At 60.6% G+C, this 18,653-nt stretch carries 17 protein-coding genes; 11 read left to right on the top strand and 6 right to left on the bottom strand.

Going from position 1 to position 18,653, the window contains the following annotated elements:
• Positions 1–124 precede the first annotated feature (124 nt).
• From relA to KJF94_RS19175, 3 genes are all read left to right on the top strand, one after another.
• Positions 125–2,368: a GTP diphosphokinase gene (relA, locus tag KJF94_RS19185; protein ID WP_214377929.1), complete on the top strand. Its 2,244-nt coding sequence runs from the start codon at positions 125–127 to the stop codon at positions 2,366–2,368.
• 141 nt (positions 2,369–2,509) lie between these two features.
• A complete protein-coding gene (gene mazG, locus KJF94_RS19180; RefSeq protein WP_214377927.1) occupies positions 2,510–3,343 on the top strand; it encodes a nucleoside triphosphate pyrophosphohydrolase in 834 nt (277 codons plus the stop codon).
• 28 nt (positions 3,344–3,371) lie between these two features.
• Positions 3,372–3,914: a DUF2058 domain-containing protein gene (locus KJF94_RS19175; RefSeq protein WP_084321993.1), complete on the top strand. Its 543-nt coding sequence runs from the start codon at positions 3,372–3,374 to the stop codon at positions 3,912–3,914.
• A 140-nt stretch (positions 3,915–4,054) separates the two neighbouring features.
• Here KJF94_RS19175 and KJF94_RS19170 read toward each other — a convergent pair whose 3' ends face one another.
• From KJF94_RS19170 to KJF94_RS19145, 6 genes are all read right to left on the bottom strand, one after another.
• Positions 4,055–4,243: a hypothetical protein gene (locus tag KJF94_RS19170; RefSeq protein ID WP_008148017.1), complete on the bottom strand. Its 189-nt coding sequence runs from the start codon at positions 4,241–4,243 to the stop codon at positions 4,055–4,057.
• A gap of 380 nt (positions 4,244–4,623) precedes the next feature.
• Positions 4,624–5,844 (bottom strand): beta-ketoacyl-ACP synthase I, encoded by a 1,221-nt coding sequence (fabB, locus tag KJF94_RS19165; protein ID WP_214377925.1) that lies wholly within the window; start codon positions 5,842–5,844, stop codon positions 4,624–4,626.
• A gap of 11 nt (positions 5,845–5,855) precedes the next feature.
• Positions 5,856–6,371, bottom strand: a complete 516-nt coding sequence (fabA, locus tag KJF94_RS19160) for a 3-hydroxyacyl-[acyl-carrier-protein] dehydratase FabA (RefSeq protein WP_003179264.1) — start codon at positions 6,369–6,371, stop codon at positions 5,856–5,858.
• Positions 6,372–6,618: 247 nt separating this feature from the next.
• Positions 6,619–8,520: an ATP-binding protein gene (locus KJF94_RS19155; RefSeq protein ID WP_214377923.1), complete on the bottom strand. Its 1,902-nt coding sequence runs from the start codon at positions 8,518–8,520 to the stop codon at positions 6,619–6,621.
• On the bottom strand, positions 8,517–9,449 hold the full coding sequence (locus KJF94_RS19150) for an ABC transporter substrate-binding protein (RefSeq protein ID WP_214377921.1): 933 nt from the start codon (positions 9,447–9,449) through the stop codon (positions 8,517–8,519). Before KJF94_RS19150 ends, KJF94_RS19155 begins: the two co-directional genes overlap by 4 nt.
• Complete coding sequence (locus KJF94_RS19145; protein WP_214377919.1) at positions 9,450–11,573, bottom strand: TonB-dependent receptor plug domain-containing protein; 2,124 nt, start codon at positions 11,571–11,573, stop codon at positions 9,450–9,452.
• Between the two features lie 197 nt (positions 11,574–11,770).
• Between KJF94_RS19145 and KJF94_RS19140 the strand changes: the two genes are divergently transcribed.
• From KJF94_RS19140 to KJF94_RS19105, 8 genes are all read left to right on the top strand, one after another.
• Entirely contained in the window at positions 11,771–12,796 is a 1,026-nt protein-coding gene (locus KJF94_RS19140; RefSeq protein WP_214377917.1) for an NAD(P)H-dependent glycerol-3-phosphate dehydrogenase, read from the top strand.
• Positions 12,797–12,827: 31 nt separating this feature from the next.
• A complete protein-coding gene (locus tag KJF94_RS19135; protein ID WP_214377915.1) occupies positions 12,828–13,175 on the top strand; it encodes a DUF4389 domain-containing protein in 348 nt (115 codons plus the stop codon).
• A complete protein-coding gene (gene sixA, locus KJF94_RS19130) occupies positions 13,172–13,624 on the top strand; it encodes a phosphohistidine phosphatase SixA (RefSeq protein WP_214377913.1) in 453 nt (150 codons plus the stop codon). The genes KJF94_RS19135 and sixA overlap by 4 nt, the downstream gene beginning before the upstream one ends.
• Before the next feature lie 217 nt (positions 13,625–13,841).
• The gene (locus KJF94_RS19125; RefSeq protein ID WP_214377911.1) at positions 13,842–15,509 is read left to right on the top strand and encodes an AMP-binding protein; all 1,668 of its coding nucleotides are present in this window, start codon (positions 13,842–13,844) and stop codon (positions 15,507–15,509) included.
• A gap of 32 nt (positions 15,510–15,541) precedes the next feature.
• Positions 15,542–15,985 carry a hotdog fold thioesterase gene (locus KJF94_RS19120; protein WP_214377909.1) on the top strand — a complete coding sequence of 148 codons (444 nt, stop codon included), beginning with the start codon at positions 15,542–15,544 and terminating at the stop codon, positions 15,983–15,985.
• Positions 15,986–16,282: 297 nt separating this feature from the next.
• Positions 16,283–17,089 (top strand): alpha/beta fold hydrolase, encoded by an 807-nt coding sequence (locus KJF94_RS19115; RefSeq protein ID WP_214377907.1) that lies wholly within the window; start codon positions 16,283–16,285, stop codon positions 17,087–17,089.
• The gene (locus KJF94_RS19110; protein ID WP_214377905.1) at positions 17,086–17,940 is read left to right on the top strand and encodes an alpha/beta hydrolase; all 855 of its coding nucleotides are present in this window, start codon (positions 17,086–17,088) and stop codon (positions 17,938–17,940) included. The genes KJF94_RS19115 and KJF94_RS19110 overlap by 4 nt, the downstream gene beginning before the upstream one ends.
• Before the next feature lie 50 nt (positions 17,941–17,990).
• Positions 17,991–18,650: a glutathione S-transferase family protein gene (locus tag KJF94_RS19105; RefSeq protein ID WP_214377903.1), complete on the top strand. Its 660-nt coding sequence runs from the start codon at positions 17,991–17,993 to the stop codon at positions 18,648–18,650.
• Positions 18,651–18,653 lie beyond the last annotated feature (3 nt).

Genomic DNA, 18,653 nt, shown 5'->3' with positions numbered 1-18,653 from the left:
AAGGCTCGTCTGGTCCGACTGACCCGCCCGTGCAGCACTCGTCCTGGCCCCGCGAGTGCATCCCCGGCAACGAAGGTCAGCGATTGGACGCATTGAATCTGCGTCGTAGGGAAGGTAAAGCAAGATGGTACAGGTGAGAGCACACCAGCCGATCAACACGGACGGCAGCATCAACCTCGAGGCTTGGCTCGATCATGCGGTCAGTGTCGATCTGGCACTGGATCGCGAAGCCTTGAAGGACGCGTGCGAGTTCGCTCGCACCTCCGAACAACAGGCCAATGCGGCGAAGAATCTATGGTCCGAAGGGACCTCGAGTTTCCGCACGGGCCTTGAGATCGCCGAGATTCTCGCCGACCTCAAACTCGATCAGGATTCGTTGGTCGCCGCGGTCTTGTACCGTGGCGTGCGCGAAGGCCAGATTGAACTGCCGGCGGTCAGCCAGCGTTTCGGTCCGGTGGTCGCCAAACTCATCGACGGCGTATTGCGCATGGCGGCGATCAGCGCCAGCCTGAGCCCCCGTCAATCCCTGGTGCTGGGCACCCAGGGCCAGGTCGAAAACCTGCGCAAAATGCTCGTGGCCATGGTCGACGACGTGCGCGTCGCGCTGATCAAACTGGCCGAGCGCACCTGCGCGATCCGTGCGGTCAAAACGGCAGACGACGAGAAGCGCAACCGCGTCGCGCGTGAAGTCTTCGACATCTACGCGCCGCTCGCCCACCGTCTCGGCATCGGTCACATCAAGTGGGAACTGGAGGACTTGTCCTTCCGCTACCTCGAGCCCGATCAGTACAAACAGATCGCCAAGTTGCTGCACGAGCGGCGCCTTGATCGCGAACGCTTCATCGCCGATGTGATGAACCAGCTGAAAGTCGAATTGCAGGCCACCGGTGTCGAGGCCGACATCAGCGGCCGGGCCAAACACATCTATTCGATCTGGCGCAAAATGCAGCGCAAGGGTCTGGAGTTCAGCCAGATCTACGACGTGCGCGCCGTGCGCGTGCTGGTGCCGGAAATGCGCGACTGCTACACCGCGCTCGGCATCGTCCACACCTTGTGGCGACACATCCCGAAAGAATTCGACGACTACATCGCCAACCCGAAAGAGAACGGCTACCGCTCGCTGCACACCGCAGTGATCGGGCCTGAGGGCAAGGTGCTGGAAGTGCAGATCCGCACCCACGCCATGCACGAAGAAGCCGAACTGGGCGTTTGCGCGCACTGGAAGTACAAGGGCACCGACGTCAAATCCGGTTCCAACCACTACGAAGAGAAAATCTCCTGGCTGCGTCAGGTGCTCGAGTGGCACGAAGAGCTGGGCGACATTGGTGGCCTGGCGGAACAGCTGCGGGTCGATATCGAACCGGACCGGGTCTACATCTTCACGCCGGACGGCCACGCCATCGACTTGCCGAAGGGCGCGACCCCGCTGGACTTCGCCTACCGCGTGCACACCGAAATCGGTCACAACTGCCGTGGCGCGAAGATCAACGGGCGCATCGTACCGCTCAACTACAGCCTGCAAACCGGTGAACAGGTCGAGATCATCACCAGCAAGCACGGCACCCCGAGCCGCGACTGGCTGAACCCGAACCTGGGTTACATCACCACGTCCCGGGCGCGGGCGAAGATCGTTCACTGGTTCAAATTGCAGGCCCGCGACCAGAACGTCGCGGCCGGCAAGACCTTGCTCGAACGCGAACTCAGTCGCCTTGGCTTGCCCGCGGTGGATTTCGACAAGTTGGCCGACAAGGCCAACATGAAAACCGCCGAGGACATGTACGCCGCGTTGGGCGCAGGCGATTTGCGCCTGGCGCAACTGGTGAACCTGGCGCAGCAACTGGTCGAGCCGGAGCGCGGCAACGAGCAGCTGGAACTGATTCCACGCAAGGCCACCGGCTACAAACCGGGCAAGCGCGGCGATATTCAGATCCAGGGTGTCGGCAACCTCATGACCCAGATGGCCGGCTGCTGCCAGCCGTTGCCGGGCGACGCGATCGTCGGTTACATCACCCAGGGCCGTGGCGTGAGCATTCACCGTCAGGACTGCGCCTCGGTGCTGCAACTGGCCGGGCGCGAGCCGGAGCGGATCATCCAGGTCAGCTGGGGCCCGGTGCCGGTGCTCACCTACCCGGTGGACATCATCATTCGCGCCTACGACCGGTCCGGTTTGTTGCGTGACGTCTCGCAGGTGCTGCTCAACGAACGGATCAACGTGCTGGCGGTCAACACCCGCTCGAACAAGGAGGACAACACCGCGTTGATGTCCCTGACCATCGAGATTCCGGGGCTGGATGCGCTTGGGCGGTTGCTGGGGCGGATATCCCAGTTGCCGAACATCATCGAAACGCGCCGTAACCGTACGCCGTGATGCCGATGGAACCGATACCTGTAGGAGCCGAGCTTGCTCGCGATGGCGATTTACCTGACACACCGCTATCGCGAGCAAGCTCGGCTCCTACAGGTTTGCGGTTTGCCCGAGCTATCGAGTTGCCGATGCAGAGAGTGATTGATGTACAGCCTTGAAGACTTGCTACACCTGATGAGCCGTCTGCGCGACCCGCAGTTCGGTTGCCCATGGGACATCAAGCAAACCTACGCCACCATCGTCCCGCATACCCTCGAGGAAGCCTACGAAGTCGCTGACGCCATCGAGCGTGGTGACTTCGATCACTTGCAGGGTGAACTGGGCGATTTGCTGTTCCAGGTGGTTTATTACAGCCAACTGGCCCGGGAAGAAGGGCGGTTCGAATTCGCCGGCGTTATCGATGGCATCACCCGCAAGCTGATCCGTCGTCATCCGCACGTGTTCCCCACCGGCGATCTGTACGCGCCGCTGGATGTTCCGCGTCTGAGTGAAGAGCAGGTCAAGCAACGTTGGGAAGAGATCAAGGCTGAAGAACGCGCCGAGAAGTCTGCGGCGCCGGAACAACTGTCCTTGCTTGATGATGTGCCCGCTGCGCTGCCGGCGTTATCCCGTTCAGCCAAGTTGCAGAAGCGCGCAGGGCAGGTCGGCTTCGACTGGCCGGACGCCTTGCCGGTGCTGGACAAGGTCCGCGAAGAACTCGATGAAGTGCTCGAAGCCATGGCCGACAATGACTCGGTAGCGATTGCCGATGAGGTCGGCGACTTGCTGTTTTCCGTGGTCAACCTGGCGCGTCATCTCAAGGTCGATCCGGAAACCGCCTTGCGCGGCGCCAACAGCAAATTCGAAAGACGCTTCCGTTTTATCGAACAGGCATTGCGCGACACCCACCGTCCCATAGAAGATTGCACCCTCGAAGAGTTGGACGCCTTGTGGGGCGAAGCCAAACGTCAGGAAAAGAATTTGCCCAGCTGCGGTTGAGCAGTGGCCTAAGTGAGAAATAAGCACCATGAGCATTTCCCTTCGCGACCAGTTGCTAAAGGCAGGGCTGGTCAACCAAAAGCAGGCCAAACAGGTCGGCAAAGAGAAGCAGAAACAGCAGCGCCTGGCCCATAAAGGCCAGATCGAACTCGATGATTCCCAGCAGCGTGCGGCCCAGGAAGCCATGGCCGAAAAGGTCAAGCGCGACCAGGAGCTGAACCGCCAGCAGCAGGAGAAGGCCGAGGCCAAGGCCCGCGCCGCGCAGGTCAAGCAATTGATCGAAGTCTCGCGGCTGCCGAAGCTGACCACCGAGGACTACTACAACTTCGTCGACGACAAGAAGGTCAAGCGCCTTTCCGTCAACACGTTGATGCGCAACAAGCTCAGTAACGGTTCGCTGGCGATCGTGCACCATGCCGGTGGTTACGAAGTGATCCCCCGTGAAGCGGCCCTGAAGATCCAGGAGCGCGATCCACAGCGCATCGTGCAGCTGAACGTGCAGACTGAAGAAGCGGCGGCCGAGGATGATCCGTACGCGGCCTATCAGATCCCTGATGATCTGATGTGGTAAGTCTTTGTGGCGAGCGAGCTTGCTCGCGCTGGGCTGCGTAGCGGCCCTGAAAATCTGGCAGCAATTGCCGATTTTTTTGAGTGCTACGCACGACAAACCCCGCTCATGGCGGGGTTTGTCGTTTTCAATGCTGTCATTGCTTATGCGGATTGCAGCGCTCGTTGCTGCTCCAGTTTTTCCAGTTCGGCCTTGTAGCTGTGGGCGTCGGTTTCGGAGTGGAACATCCCCACCAGCATGTCTTGTTGGTGCACGTCCCAGATCCGGATACCGGCGGCTACGCCTTCGTGGGACTTATGTGAATCGTCGCGTTCAGTTACTTTTACAGTCATCTGCTAGCTCCAATCTCTGTGATATCTGCAGCAAGGCGTGTGCAGGACTCTGTTATATATTTTGTTAGCTTGCTAAGTAAACGACAGAGTTTGGTAACGGTTTTTTGCAAAAATGGAGAAAGTCCTGCAGCCCGCGAAATACGCGGCATTCGGTCGCAGGGCGCTGAGTTTCATGACAAAAGCTTCATGTTCGCCGTGAATATTTCGCTGGTAGAACACGGCACCTGTAGGCGCACGGCTTGCCGGCGAAGGCGTCCTTGAGTACGCCTTCGCCGGCAAGCCTGGCTCCTACAAAAAGCATTGCAGTGCACATTTTCCAGGCACAAAAAAAAACGCCCCGAACCAGTCGGGGCGTTTTTATGTGCTGCGTAGGCGGGGTGTTACTTACCCTGCCAGCGCTGCAGTACCAAGGTCGCGTTGGTGCCACCGAAACCGAAGCTGTTGCTCATCACGGTGTTGAAAGCGACGTCTTCACGAGTCTTGGTCAGGATCGGCATGTCTGCCACTTCCGGGTCCAGTTCGTCGATGTTGGCGGAACCCGCCATGAAGTTGCCTTCCATCATCAGCATGCAGTAGATCGCTTCGTGAACGCCGGCGGCGCCCAGGGAGTGACCGGACAGGCTCTTGGTGGAGCTGATGGCCGGGGCCTTGTCGCCGAACACTTCACGCACACCTTTCATTTCCGCGACGTCGCCGACCGGAGTCGAAGTGCCGTGGGTGTTCAGGTAGTCGATCGGTGCGTCAACGGTGGACATGGCCATCTGCATGCAGCGGATGGCGCCTTCGCCGCTTGGAGCGACCATGTCGTAGCCGTCGGAGGTCGCGCCGTAGCCAACGATTTCCGCGTAGATCTTCGCGCCGCGGGCCAGAGCGTGTTCCAGCTCTTCGACCACGACCATGCCGCCACCGCCGGCGATGACGAAACCGTCACGCTTGGCGTCGTAGGCACGGGAAGCTTTTTCCGGGGTTTCGTTGTACTGGCTGGACAGTGCGCCCATGGCGTCGAACAGGAACGACTGGCTCCAATGCTCTTCTTCACCGCCGCCGGCGAACACGATGTCCTGCTTGCCCATCTGGATCTGTTCCATGGCCGTACCGATGCAGTGAGCACTGGTGGCGCAGGCAGAAGCGATGGAGTAGTTCAGACCCTTGATCTTGAACGGGGTGGCCAGGCAAGCGGAAACGGTGCTGCTCATGGTCCGCGTGACGTAGTACGGCAGAACCTTCTTGATGCCTTTTTCGCGCAGGGTGTCCAGCGCTTCCATCTGGTTCAGCGTGGAAGCGCCGCCGGAACCGGCGATCAGGCCAGTACGCGGGTTGGATACCTGCTCTTCGGTCAGGCCCGAGTCTTCGATGGCGTTTTTCATCGCTACATAAGCGTAAGCCGCTGCGTCACCGACGAAGCGAAAGGTCTTGCGATCAATCAGCTCTTTAAGCGGAAGGTCAATGGAGCCGGAAACCTGGCTACGCAGACCCATTTCGGCATATTCCGGGTTGAACCGGATGCCAGGGCGGCTTGCACGCAGGTTAGCGGAGACGGTCTCTTTGTCATTGCCCAGGCACGAAACGATGCCCAGACCAGTGATAACGACGCGGCGCATGCGGATAACCCTTAGAAGTTGTCAGTGGAGGTGAAAACGCCGACCCGAAGGCCTTCGGCGGTGTAGATTTCGCGACCGTCGACAGTCACCGAACCATCGGCGATGGCCAGGTTCAGCTTGCCTTTGAGGACGCGCTTGATATGAATGTTATAGGTCACTTTCTTCGCGGTCGGCAGAACCTGACCAAAGAACTTCACTTCGCCCGAACCCAAGGCGCGGCCGCGGCCCGGCAGGCCTTGCCAGCCGAGGAAGAAACCGACCAGTTGCCACATGGCATCGAGGCCCAGGCAGCCTGGCATCACCGGGTCACCTTCGAAGTGACAGGCGAAAAACCACAGATCCGGAGTGATATCCAGCTCGGCGACCAATTCACCCTTGCCGTACTTGCCGCCTTCTTCGCTGATCAGGGTGATGCGGTCCACCATCAGCATGTTCGGGGCGGGCAGTTGCGCGTTACCTGGACCGAACAGCTCACCGCGACTGCAGCGCAGCAGGTCTTCCCGAGTAAAGGCGTTTTGTTTGGTCATGCGAGCTCCTCAATAGTCCCATGCGGCAGGTGGGGCAAATCTTCCCGGCCGATCGAAGCGTTCATGCCTCGAGTCAGCAGCCTACTCATAGACTATTGCGTTGTGGTGAAAGTCACAGCACCAAGGACATGAATGTACACTTGTGCACTGAAATTTTTATTCAAGCCCCTTTTCGGGCCTGTTCGGGTGCCTAAGACTGCCGCACTTTCGGCTTTCACGCCAGTCGCAGATGGTCGAAAGGCCTGCACTACTGCACCCATCGCTGCAGAATTTGCTGCAAATCAGTGCGTTTGAACGGCTTGGCCAGGTAATCGTTCATTCCCGCCGATAAACAGGCTTCACGGTCGCCCTGCAAGGCGTTGGCGGTCAGCGCAATGATCGGCAGGTCGGTGCAACCGGGCAGTTGGCGAATCTGTCGGGTGGCCTCATAGCCATCGATGATCGGCAGTCGGCAGTCCATCAGAATGGCTTCGAAGATCAGACTTTCGGCACTGCGTACCGCCTGAGCGCCGTCGGTGGCGACGCTGACAGTAAAGCCCAGGCTGCGCAACATGGCTTCGACGACGGTCTGGTTGACCGGGTTGTCCTCGACCAGCAGCACATTGCGGCCTTCGCCATCACCACTGCCGGTCTGCGCGCGTGGCGTGCGCACCGGCAGCGTCTGTTTATAGAGCGCCAGCGGGATTTCCAGGGTGAACACCGAGCCGCGACCTTCCTCACTCTGGGCGCGCAAGGTGCCGCCCATGCGTTCCGCCAGGGTGCGGGCAATCGGCAGTCCCAGCCCGGTGCCGCCGTAACGCCTTGAAATTGAACTGTCGGCCTGCTGGAACGCATTGAACATTAACTCCAGGCTTTCGGCCGGGATACCAATCCCGCTGTCGCGCACGGTGCAGGTGAACCACAACAATTCGTGATCCAGCGACTGCCATTGCGGTTCGATGGTGACGCGGCCCTGCTCGGTGAACTTCAGCGCATTGCCCACCAGGTTCACCAGGATCTGCCGGATCCGTGTCGGGTCGCCCTGAACCTGCAACGCACGCATGTCTTCGGGGATCAGCAGCGCCAGATCGAGCCCGCGTTGCAAAGCGCTGTGCTGGAACGACTGGGCGCAACTGCTGATCAGGTCCGCCAGATTGAACGGAATGTGTTCCAGTTCCAGTTCCGAACGCTCGATGCGCGAGAAGTCGAGAATGTCGTTGATGACTTTGAGCAGGTGTTCGGTGGACTCCGAGGCCAGCGCCGCGTACTCGACCTGCTCCTCGGTCATCTCGGTGGTTTCCAGCAGTTGCAACATGCCGAGCACGCCATTCATCGGTGTGCGCAGTTCGTGGCTCATCATCGCTAGGAAATCGGATTTGGCGTTGTTGGCCTTTTCCGCTTCTTCGCGGGTCTGGATCAACTGCGCCATGGCCTGATGCTGTTCACGGCTGGCCTGTTCGAGACCGCTGGCGAGGTTATTGATGTGCTGCGACAGCGCGCCGAGTTCGGTGTCGTCGACAATCGGCAGCGGCGTCTTGTAGTCGCCGCTCTGGATCGCCTTGACCGCGTTGCCGATGTCGCGGATCGGCTGCGACAGGCTGCCGGCCAGGCGCCGGGCGATCAGGAAGGTAAATAACAGGGCGAACAGCGCGAGGACACCGGCCTTGAACAGGATTTCCTGTTGCCGCTTGCTGAAGGCGTCATTCGACAGACCGACGATCACACGCCCCAGATAATCCTCGGCGGGGGCGGTGGTGGCGGCGTTGGCGCCCTGGAAGAAATCATTGTGCAGCGCGATCCGTTGCAAGCGCACCGGCGCCTGGAACACTTCGACCTGTTGCGAGCGGGTGTGGGTTTCCGACGGGTGCTCGACGTACACCAGAATCCGGTTGGCGCTGTCCTGCACTTCCAGAAAGCGCACATTGGGCGTGGCCAGGGTGGCCTTGAGCAGACTTTCGAGCACTTCGTTGTTGCCCGAAATCACCCCGTATTCGGCGGCCGGCGCCAGTTGGTTCGCAATCAGTTGACCGGTGTGATTGAGCTCCTGACGCAGGTCCTGGATCCGCACGAAGGTGAAGAAGCTGATCAGCAGCAAGGTCAGCAGCAGAGCAGGGCCGAGGCTGATGATCTGGGTGCGGGTATTGATGTCCCAACGACGACGGAAAGTCATGGGCGGCTTTCTCCTTCGGCCAACTGTGTTGCAACCAAAGCTTCATTGATCTGTTCAATGCCTAATGAACGAGCCACTTGTGGGTTACTCAAGACTTTGAAGCGATTGGCGTAATGCGTGCGTGGCCAGGTGGCCGGTGGCTGGTCGAGCAGTTCGTCGAGAATCGCCAGCCAGTCGCTCTGGTCGCTGTAGCTGCTGGTCAGGCTTCCGGCCTTGACGAAGCCGGCGTTCGGGCCGATCAGCGCGGTTTGTCGTGCGTAGCTGCTGAGCAGCAGGTTTTTTGCGGTTTTGGGGTTATACAGGTCGGGATCATCGAGGCCCAGCAGCACGTCGCTGTTTTTCAGCAGGGTTTGCAAGGGGCGGCTGTCATTGGTGTTGTCCCAGCGTTCGGTGACGATTTCGAGGCCCAACGGCCGGGCGGCCTGACGCAGTTCATTCAAGAGGAATTCGCTATGGTTGTCGTACAGCACGCCGATCCGTTTGGCCTGGGGCAGCAGGATTTGGGCCAGGCGCAATTGCCGATCGGGCGGCGGATCACTCCAGAGCAGGCTCAAATGGGCGGGTAGGGCGGTGCCCAGGCGTTGACGGGCTTGCAGGCGACTGATGCGCAGTACCAGCGTCGCCGGGCCCTGGGTTTCTTGCAGGCGCCAATCGAGGCTGGGCAGGTCCAGCAGGATCAAACGAATGCCGGTCGGCAATTTGCTCGGTGCCGGTAGACGGGTCAATGGCTGGAAACGCACCGTGTCGCCAGGGCGCAATTCGCCAAGGGCCGTCGCGAAAGCCTGCATGCCGGGGCTGTCGTCGGCACCGGTCAGCAGAATGTCCTCGGCGCTGACCGACAGGCTCACCAGCCAAACGGCAAACACCAGGCACAACCCGGCCAGCAGGCGGCCAGGGATTGGCGTCTTGCGCGACGGACACCGCAGCATCTAGAACGCCAGCTCCGCGCTGAAGTACATCACGCGTCGCTCGTCGTAATTGTTATCAACGAATGTGGTGGGTTGATTATCGAGACGTTGCTGGAGCACGCCGGCCAGCTCCAGGCTGGCCTTGCCCAGGCTGATGCGTTTGGCGATGCGTGTGTCGACCCGTTCGAAGCGATAGCCGTTGAGCGCGTCGTCACCATAATAGAAGAGTGCGCTGTTCCAGCCTTGGCCCCAGTTGCGCAGCCAGCCGGCGGAGCCACTGTTGCGTGCAGTCTGTTGCGCATCCAGCGGATTGCTCGCCTGGGCATCGACGTAGGCGTAGGTCAGGCGCAGCCGGTCGGCACTGCCGAGGTGCCAGTCGAGCTGGGTTTCCGCTCCGGTGAAGCGCGAGCTGTTGGCGTTACTGGCGATGTACTGATTGTTGCGCAACGGCTCGCTGATCATGCCAGTGATCTCGTCGTGGAACACCTTCACGTCCACCGCCAGCCCCCACTCGGCGAAGAAGCCGTTGTAGCCCAGTTCTCTCGAGCGCATGTGTTCCTGCTCAAGGTTACCGGGACCGCGGGTCTTGACGAAGTAACGGGCGCTACTCTGGCCATAGGCAGTGGGTTGCAGGTTGGTCACCCGGTAACTCCAGTTGACGTTGTTCTCGAACATGTCCGGCGAACGGATGGCTTCCGAATAGACTGCGCGCAAACCGTGGCGCGGAGTGATCAGATAGTTGACTGCCACCCGCGGGGTCAGCGAACTGCCGGTCAATTGCGTGTCTTCGAACATCGCACCGCCCTGTAACAACCAGTGTTCGGTCGCTCGCCACTCGAGTTGGCCGAATGCGCGCCACGTCGTGTCATCGAGCGTGCCGTTGAAATAGGTCTCGGAATCGGCCCGGTCGTAACGATAGTTCAAGCCGCTGACCAGTCGCAGGCTGTCGGACAGGCTAAGGGTGTCCTGCAATTCGAGGTCGTAGCGCGATTCCCGGGTGCTCTGGTCAATGTCACCGCACAGGGTTCGCCGGGCGCCGTTTCGCCACTGGTCCAGCACTTGATTGGCCAGGGCTTGCTCCGCCGCCGTACCGGCCGGCGCGCCGGGACCGAGGTAGCGCTCGATGTTGCGCGCCAGGCGTTCGGTGTAATTCGGGTTGAGCTGCCAGAGCTGGGTCAGTTCGGGGCTGAACGAGACTTCGGCGTCGCAGGCGCGCCAGGTTTGCTGCCGATCCCAGTGCTGGGCCGAGCCTTGGATATAAAGGCTGTGATCGGGATTGAGGTCGAGGTTCCAGCGCAAGGAACCGGCGTAGTCTTTGGCGACGACGTCAGAATTGTTCCCGGCGGCAGTAATTCCCGAGAACACTGGGCGGTAGGTGTAAGGCCGCTGATTGCTCCCGTCCTTGGCATTTAACTGCCAATCGATGCTTTGTTGTTCGTTTAGCGTCTGGCTGACGGCGAGGTTGAGGCGGTTCAGGCGGCGGCTGTCGCGATAGTCGGCGCCCTTGCGGTCCGAGTCGAAGCCGTCGTCCTGCTGACCGGACAGCGACAGGCGCAAGTCGCCACCGTCCCAGCCCACGCCCTGACTGGCGTAGAAATCGTCGATGCCGCGCTGGCCGCGAGTGACCTTCATTCGCGTGCCGTGGCTGTCGGCCGTATTGCGGGTGATGATGTTGACCACCGCCATCAGCGCATTGGCGCCATAGCTGACCGTGTTCGGGCCGCGGAAGACTTCGATGCGCTCGATGTCTTCCATGGCCACCGGAATGTCACTCCAGTCCACGGTGGCCAGGCCGGCGCGATACACCGAACGGCCGTCGATCAGCACCTGCATGCGCCGCGCTTCGCTGGCGTTGGTGCCGTGGTAATTCACGGCGGCCTGATTGCCGGTGATGTTGCCGACCATCATTCCCGGCACCAGGCGCAGCAACTCGCTGATGTCCCGGGCACCGCTGGCGTTGATCAGTTCGCTGTCGATCACCGTCATGCTCCCCGGCACCGCGGCCGGCGACTGTTTCAGGCGCGTAGCCGTCAGTACGTGCGGCAGTGGCTCACTGTCGAGAAACAGGTCGTCGGCCAGCAACGGCGGGCTGAAGATCAGCGCCAGAACCAGCGGCGAGTGGGGTGAAGCAGAGCCAAACGACACAACACATCCTTGATAGCGATTTTACTGGCGCGCATGTTAACCGAGCCGGTCGACTTTTCCAGTCACGATGACGGCATTTTCCTCGGATTTATTGGTCTTCTTCAGACAAGTGCCGGTAATTCACGCGGGGGCTGGCCGCCACTGGGCCGCTCCGTATAATGCCGGCATCGCCACTGGTATGGATTAACGGATTGCATATGACTGAACAGCGCCCGATTGCGGTCCTGGGAGGCGGAAGTTTTGGTACCGCCGTGGCTAACCTGCTGGCCGAGAACGGGCTTCAGGTCCGGCAGTGGATGCGTGACCCTGAACAGGCAGAAGCCATTCGGGTCAATCGCGAGAACCCGCGTTACCTCAAAGGCATCAAGATTCTCCCGGGCGTGGAAGCGGTCACTGACCTGCAAGCCACACTGGAGGCTTGCGACCTGTGCTTCGTTGCGCTGCCGTCCAGCGCACTGCGCTCGGTGCTGGTCCCGCACGCCGAACGATTGAGCGGCAAACTGCTGGTCAGCCTGACCAAAGGCATCGAAGCCCACACCTTTAAACTGATGAGCGAGATCCTCGAAGAGATCGCCCCGCAAGCGCGCATTGGCGTGCTGTCCGGGCCGAACCTGGCCCGTGAAATCGCCGAACACGCATTGACCGCCACCGTGGTCGCCAGCGAAGACGAAGAGCTCTGCCAACGGGTTCAGGAAGCGCTGCACGGCCGCACCTTTCGCGTGTACGCCAGCGCTGACCGCTTCGGCGTGGAGTTGGGCGGGGCGCTGAAAAACGTCTACGCGATCATCGCCGGCATGGCGGTGGCGCTGGGCATGGGCGAAAACACCAAGAGCATGTTGATCACCCGGGCGCTGGCGGAGATGACCCGCTTTGCGGTGAATCAGGGCGCCAACCCGATGACGTTCCTGGGGCTCGCGGGCGTAGGTGATTTGATCGTGACCTGTTCGTCGCCGAAAAGCCGCAATTATCAGGTCGGCTTCGCCCTCGGCCAAGGCTTGAGCCTGGAAGACGCAGTGACACGGCTGGGCGAAGTCGCGGAAGGCGTGAATACCCTGAAAGTGCTCAAGGCCAAGGCCCAGGAAGTGGGCGTGTACATGCCGCTGGTCGCCGGGCTGCACGCGATTCTGTTCGAAGGGCGCACGCTGAATCAGGTGATTGAATTGTTGATGCGCGGCGAACCGAAAACCGACGTCGACTTTATTTCCACCAGTGGTTTCAACTGATCACGCTTTTAAAACAGGCAGGGAATTGCATATGAACGATCCGAAAGTAGAAGCCAGGTACGAATCCATCCTGCTTCGGGTGTTGTGGATGATCGTCTTCCTGCTGGTCTGGCAGGTGGCGCAATTCATCCTCGGCGCCGTGGTGCTGGTGCAACTGGTCTATCGTTTGATCTATGGCGCCCCGAGCGCCAGCCTGATGAATTTCGGCGACAGCCTGAGCCAGTTCCTGGCGCAAATCGGGCGTTTCGGCACGTTCCACAGCGACCAGAAACCCTGGCCGTTCGCCGACTGGCCGACGCCGCGTACGCCGGAAGGTGAAGCGCCACACGTCGTGGCGCCTGCGCCGCATCCGGCCCGAGATGAGGAACCCAAGCTATGAAACTCTGGGTATTGCGACATGGTGAAGCCGAGCCACACGGCAAACGTCCTGATTCCGAGCGGGCATTGACGGCACACGGTCGTGAGGAGGTGTTGCGCACCGCTGCCAAGTTGATCGGCATACCGATTACAGCCATTTATGCCAGTCCTTACCTGCGAGCGCAGGAGACGGCAGAAATTGTGCGTACGGCGCTGAATTTCGCGCCGGAGATTCGCACTGTCGAATGGCTGACCCCCGACAACCGCCCGCAAGCAGTGGCTGAACAGTTGGTATCTGTGGATCACGCTCTGCTGATCAGTCACAACCCGCTGGTGGGAAACCTGCTCGGTTACCTTCAGCACGGTCATGTGCAGGAACCGGAAGCGGTGCAAACCGCGGGCCTGGCGGAACTGGAGGGTGATTTGCCGCTGGCGGGCGCAATGAAGCTCAAAGGCATCAAGCACCCGTAACTGCTTTTGCTGTTTTTGCTTCGCTTTGGATTTGGATTTGGATTTTGTAGGAGCGAGGCTTGCCCGCGAAGCTTTGCCGGGTTTAAGGGCCCCTTCGCGGGCAAGCCTCGCTCCTACGGGTTCGGTGTCGCTCATGATTTTTGTAATGAAATAGTCAACCAAGCAACCGCTTGGTTGACTACGCTTGCTCCAGACCAAAAACAAAGGAGCGAGTCGCATGTCTGCTGCTTTTCGTTTGCCGCTGGACGTCTTTTACGAGCGTGAGGCCCGTCATCCCCGTCAGCGCTTCCTGGTTCAACCGGTGGGCGGCGGTCAGGTCGAAACCCTGACCTGGGAAGACGTCGGTCATCAGGCCCGTTGCGCCGCGCACTGGTTGCGGGCGCGGGAATTGCCGCAAGGCAGCCACATCGCCCTGATCTCGAAAAACTGTGCGCACTGGATCATCGCCGACCTGGCAATCTGGATGGCCGGGCACGTTTCGGTGCCGTTGTACCCGAACCTCACCGCCGAATCCGTCGCGCAAGTCCTCGAACACTCCGAAGCGGCGCTGGCGTTCATCGGCAAGCTCGATGACTGGCCCGGCATGTCCCGCGGGGTCCGCCCCGACCTGCCAACCATCAGCCTGCCACTGCACCCGCCGGGCAGCTTCGATTTCAGCTGGGCCGACCTGCAAGCGTGTTCACCGATCCAGGACGATCCCAAACCTGCCGCCGACCAACTGGCGACTATCATTTACACTTCCGGCACCACCGGCATGCCCAAAGGCGTGATGCACAGCTTCGGCACTCTGGGCTTCGCCACCACCCACGGCACGCAATTGTTCGGCCTCAATGAGTCGGATCGGCTGCTGTCCTATCTGCCGCTGTGCCATGTCGCCGAACGAATGTTCGTTGAACTGGCGTCGATCTACACCGGGCAAACCGTGTTCTTTGCCGAGAGCCTCGATACTTTTCTGACCGACTTGCAGCGTGCGCGACCGACCGCGCTGTTCGGCGTGCCACGCATCTGGACCAAGTTCCAGATGGGCGTGTACAGCAAGATCCCGGCGAAACGCCTCGACTTCCTGCTGGGGTTGCCCTTCATTGGCAAGCGGGTAGGGCACAAAGTGCTCGCCGGGCTTGGGCTGGACGCCTTGCGCGTCGCGCTTTCCGGCGCGGCACCGGTGCCGCAGACTTTGTTGCTGTGGTATCAAAAGCTCGGGCTGGACGTGCTGGAGGTGTACGGCATGACCGAAAGCTGCGGTTATTCCCACATCGGTCGGCCCGGCGAGAACACGCCCGGCTGGATCGGCAAGCCTTGCCCTGAGGTTGAAGTGCGGATAGCCGAATCGGGCGAGGTCATGGTGCGCAGCGGCGCGACCATGCTGGGGTATTTCAAGGAACCGGAAAAAACTGCCGACACGATGACCGAGGACGGCTTCCTGCGCACCGGTGACAAGGGTGAGCAAGACGCCGAAGGCAACCTGCGGCTGACCGGACGGCTGAAGGAAATCTTCAAGACCAGCAAAGGCAAATACGTGGCCCCGGCACCGATTGAAAATCGTCTGGCAGTCCATTCGCGAATCGAACAGGTGTGCGTGGTCGGCGACGGTTTGAGCGCGCCGCTGGGGCTGTGCGTGCTTTCGGCGGTCGGGCAGCAGGACGCGGGCGGAACCGCGCGCGCCGGTCTGCATTCAAGCCTGGAAAAACTGCTGGAGGAGGTCAACGACGCCCTCGACAAGCATGAGCGCCTGCGCCGGCTCGTGGTAGTCAAAGACAGCTGGGCGGTTGAAAACGGTTTTCTGACACCGACCCTGAAGATCAAGCGCAACGTGATCGAAGCGGCTTACGGTGCCCGGTTCGAAGAATGGAGCGAGCGCAGCGAAGCAGTGCTGTGGCAGGATTGAGTCACGAACAAAACCAACAAAGGATGTCTGCAATGAGTTTGTGGCGCACCATTCCCAACATCGAGCAGTTGAACGCAATTCAGAAAAACACCATTGGTGAAGTGCTGGATATCCGCTTCGAGGCCTTTGACGAAGACTCGCTGACTGCGAGCATGGTTATCGACCACCGTACGCACCAGCCTTATGGTCTGCTGCATGGCGGCGCGTCCGTGGTGCTGGCGGAAAGCGTCGGCTCCATGGCCAGCTATTTGTGCATCGATGCCAGCAAGTTCTACTGCGTGGGCCTGGAAATCAACGCCAACCATTTGCGTGGACTGCGTAGCGGTCGCGTGACAGCCGTGGCCAAGCCGATTCACATCGGGCGTACGACCCATGTCTGGGATATACGGCTGACCAGCGATGAGGGCAAGGCCAGTTGTGTGTCGCGGTTGACCATGGCGGTGGTGCCGTTGGGAGAAAATCCACCGACGCGTTAATCGTCGAATGACCGACATTTTTTGGGCCAATGATTTCCTGTGGCGAGGGAGCTTGCTCGCGTTGGGTTGCGAAGCAGCCCCCTGCCGGACACCCCGTTCTCCCGTTACACGGCGTTCACCGGTTTTGCGGTTGCTGCGCCGCCGAGCGCGAGCAAGCTCGTTCGCCACAAGGTTCCGATTTCTGAATGGCCCATGCCCCTGACCGGACTGTCATCCTCCCTGGCAGTTACGGTCATTGCGGATTGCGGTGGGCTTGCGGACAATCGGGTTCTGTTTTTGGTTGATGGAACGACTGGTATGTCGCAGCAGATATTTTTCGCCCACGCCAACGGTTTTCCTTCGGGGACCTACGGCAAGCTGTTCGCGGCGCTGGCGCCCGAGTATCAGGTGACGCATCTGGAGCAGCACGCCCACGACCCGCGTTTCCCGGCGGACGACAACTGGCACAACCTGGTGGACGAGCTGATTCATCACCTCGAACAGCAGGCGGAGCCGGTGTGGGGTGTCGGCCATTCCTTCGGCGGCGTGCTGCACCTGCACGCCGCGTTGCGCTGCCCCGAGCTGTACCGCGGCGTGGTGATGCTCGATTCGCCGGTGCTGACCCGCGCCGATCAATGGGTGATCCGTGCCGCCAAACGCTTCGGTTTTATCGACCGCCTGACTCCGGCCGGTCGTACGCTGGGGCGTCGGGAAGAGTTCGCCGACCTCGAAAGTGCCCGCCGCTATTTCGCCGGCAAAACCCTGTTTCGCAGCTTTGATCCGGAATGTTTCGACGCCTACCTGCAACACGGTTTGTACAAGGTCGGCGACAAACTGCGCCTGCGTTTCGACCCGGCCACGGAAATCAGCATCTACCGTGGCGTGCCCCACACCAGCCCCGGCCGCGCTCGGCAGTTGAAGGTGCCGCTGGCAGTGGTGCGCGGGCACAAGAGCCGCGTGGTGATGCGTCATCACGCCAGTTCTGTCGGTCGCATGGCGTTGGGCGAATCCCTGACCATGCCGGGCGGGCACATGTTTCCCCTCGAACGTCCCCAGGACACGGCCTTGCTGCTGAAAAACCTGTTCAGCCGCTGGGACGGTCGCCATCAGCAGGATTGTGCATGAGCCATGTCGTCGAAGAAGTCCGCCTGAGCCTGCCGCACATTGAGCTGGCAGCGCACCTGTTCGGTCCCGAAGACGGTTTGCCGGTGATCGCCTTGCACGGCTGGCTGGACAACGCCAACAGCTTTGCCCGGTTGGCGCCGAAACTCAAAGGGCTGCGCATCATTGCGCTGGACATGGCCGGTCACGGTCATTCCGGGCATCGTCCTGCGGGTGCCGGTTACGCGATGTGGGACTACGCCCATGACGTGCTGCAAGTCGCCGAACAGCTTGGCTTGAAGCGTTTTGCGCTGATGGGGCACTCCATGGGTGCGATCGCTTCGTTGATCATTGCCGGTTCGCTGCCGGAGCGTGTCACCCATCTGGCCTTGATCGACGGCATCATTCCTCCTACAGACAAAGGCGAAAATGCCGCCGAGCGCATGGGCATGGCCCTGCAAGCGCAGCTGGATCTGCGGGAGAAAAGCAAACCGGTCTACAACACCCTCGACCGCGCCATCGAAGCGCGCATGAAAGGTCTGGTGGCCGTCAGCCGCGAAGCCGCCGAACTGCTGGCCCAGCGTGGCTTGATGCCGGTGCCGGGCGGCTACACCTGGCGTACCGACAACCGCCTGACGCTGCCGTCGCCGCTGCGTCTGACCACCGAACAGGCCATGGCCTTCGTCCAGCGGGTCAGCTGTCCTGCGCTGCTGGTCGTCGCGGCCGACGGCATGCTCGCCAAACATCCCGAGTTGCTGGAGCGTCTACCCTTTAGCCGTGAACAGCTGCCTGGCGGTCATCATTTGCACCTGAATGACGAATCCGGTGCCGACCTTGTCGCAGACTGTTTCAATCGGTTCTTCGCCGTTCCTTGACTTGCGCCGGGCAACTGTCGAGGCTGGGCGGGTTGAAATGGGAGACAACCATGATAGATCTCTACACCGCTGCGACCCCGAATGGCCACAAGGTCTCTATCGTGCTCGAGGAACTCGGCCTGCCCTACACGGTGCACGCCTTGAGTTTCGACAAGAAGGAACAGAAGTCCGCGGACTTCCTCAAGATCAACCCCAATGGCCGGATCCCGGCGATTGTTGACCGCGCCAACGGCGATTTTGCTGTGTTTGAATCCGGCGCCATCCTGATTTACCTCGCTGAAATGACCGGCAAACTGCTGCCTCAGGACCCCAAGGGGCGTTCGGTGGTGTTGCAGTGGCTGATGTTCCAGATGGGTGGAATCGGCCCGATGCAGGGCCAGGCCAACGTGTTTTTCCGTTACTTTCCGGAGAAACTCCAGGGCGCCATCGATCGCTATCAGCATGAAACCCGTCGCCTGTATGAAGTGCTCGACACGCGTCTGCAAGACGTGGAATTTCTGGCCGGCGATTACAGCATTGCCGATATCGCCACTTTTCCGTGGGTGCGTGGGCACGAGTGGTCAGGTGTCGACGTGGACGGCTTGACGGCCTTGCAACGCTGGATGGCGAGTATGGAAGCGCGTCCGGCGGTGCAGCGTGGTTTGCTCGTTCCCGAACGCATCGACGACGCCAACGTCATCAAGGGTGCCCAGGCCATGCTGATCCGATGAGCT

It is taken from the genome of Pseudomonas hormoni (assembly GCF_018502625.1).
GTDB lineage: Bacteria > Pseudomonadota > Gammaproteobacteria > Pseudomonadales > Pseudomonadaceae > Aquipseudomonas > Aquipseudomonas hormoni.
Note: the sequence above shows the minus strand (reverse complement) of the source record. Positions and strands in the feature narration are given on the sequence as shown.

Coding starts and splice junctions, on each gene's coding strand:
- KJF94_RS19175 (WP_084321993.1), top strand. CDS start 3,372: ATGAGCATTTCCCTTCGCGACCAGTTGCTAAAGGCAGGGCTGGTCAAC.
- KJF94_RS19105 (WP_214377903.1), top strand. CDS start 17,991: ATGATAGATCTCTACACCGCTGCGACCCCGAATGGCCACAAGGTCTCT.
- KJF94_RS19140 (WP_214377917.1), top strand. CDS start 11,771: ATGACTGAACAGCGCCCGATTGCGGTCCTGGGAGGCGGAAGTTTTGGT.
- KJF94_RS19155 (WP_214377923.1), bottom strand. CDS start 8,520: ATGACTTTCCGTCGTCGTTGGGACATCAATACCCGCACCCAGATCATC.
- KJF94_RS19125 (WP_214377911.1), top strand. CDS start 13,842: ATGTCTGCTGCTTTTCGTTTGCCGCTGGACGTCTTTTACGAGCGTGAG.
- KJF94_RS19150 (WP_214377921.1), bottom strand. CDS start 9,449: ATGCTGCGGTGTCCGTCGCGCAAGACGCCAATCCCTGGCCGCCTGCTG.
- relA (WP_214377929.1), top strand. CDS start 125: ATGGTACAGGTGAGAGCACACCAGCCGATCAACACGGACGGCAGCATC.
- KJF94_RS19120 (WP_214377909.1), top strand. CDS start 15,542: ATGAGTTTGTGGCGCACCATTCCCAACATCGAGCAGTTGAACGCAATT.
- KJF94_RS19110 (WP_214377905.1), top strand. CDS start 17,086: ATGAGCCATGTCGTCGAAGAAGTCCGCCTGAGCCTGCCGCACATTGAG.
- mazG (WP_214377927.1), top strand. CDS start 2,510: ATGTACAGCCTTGAAGACTTGCTACACCTGATGAGCCGTCTGCGCGAC.
- fabB (WP_214377925.1), bottom strand. CDS start 5,844: ATGCGCCGCGTCGTTATCACTGGTCTGGGCATCGTTTCGTGCCTGGGC.
- KJF94_RS19115 (WP_214377907.1), top strand. CDS start 16,283: ATGTCGCAGCAGATATTTTTCGCCCACGCCAACGGTTTTCCTTCGGGG.
- sixA (WP_214377913.1), top strand. CDS start 13,172: ATGAAACTCTGGGTATTGCGACATGGTGAAGCCGAGCCACACGGCAAA.
- KJF94_RS19135 (WP_214377915.1), top strand. CDS start 12,828: ATGAACGATCCGAAAGTAGAAGCCAGGTACGAATCCATCCTGCTTCGG.
- fabA (WP_003179264.1), bottom strand. CDS start 6,371: ATGACCAAACAAAACGCCTTTACTCGGGAAGACCTGCTGCGCTGCAGT.
- KJF94_RS19170 (WP_008148017.1), bottom strand. CDS start 4,243: ATGACTGTAAAAGTAACTGAACGCGACGATTCACATAAGTCCCACGAA.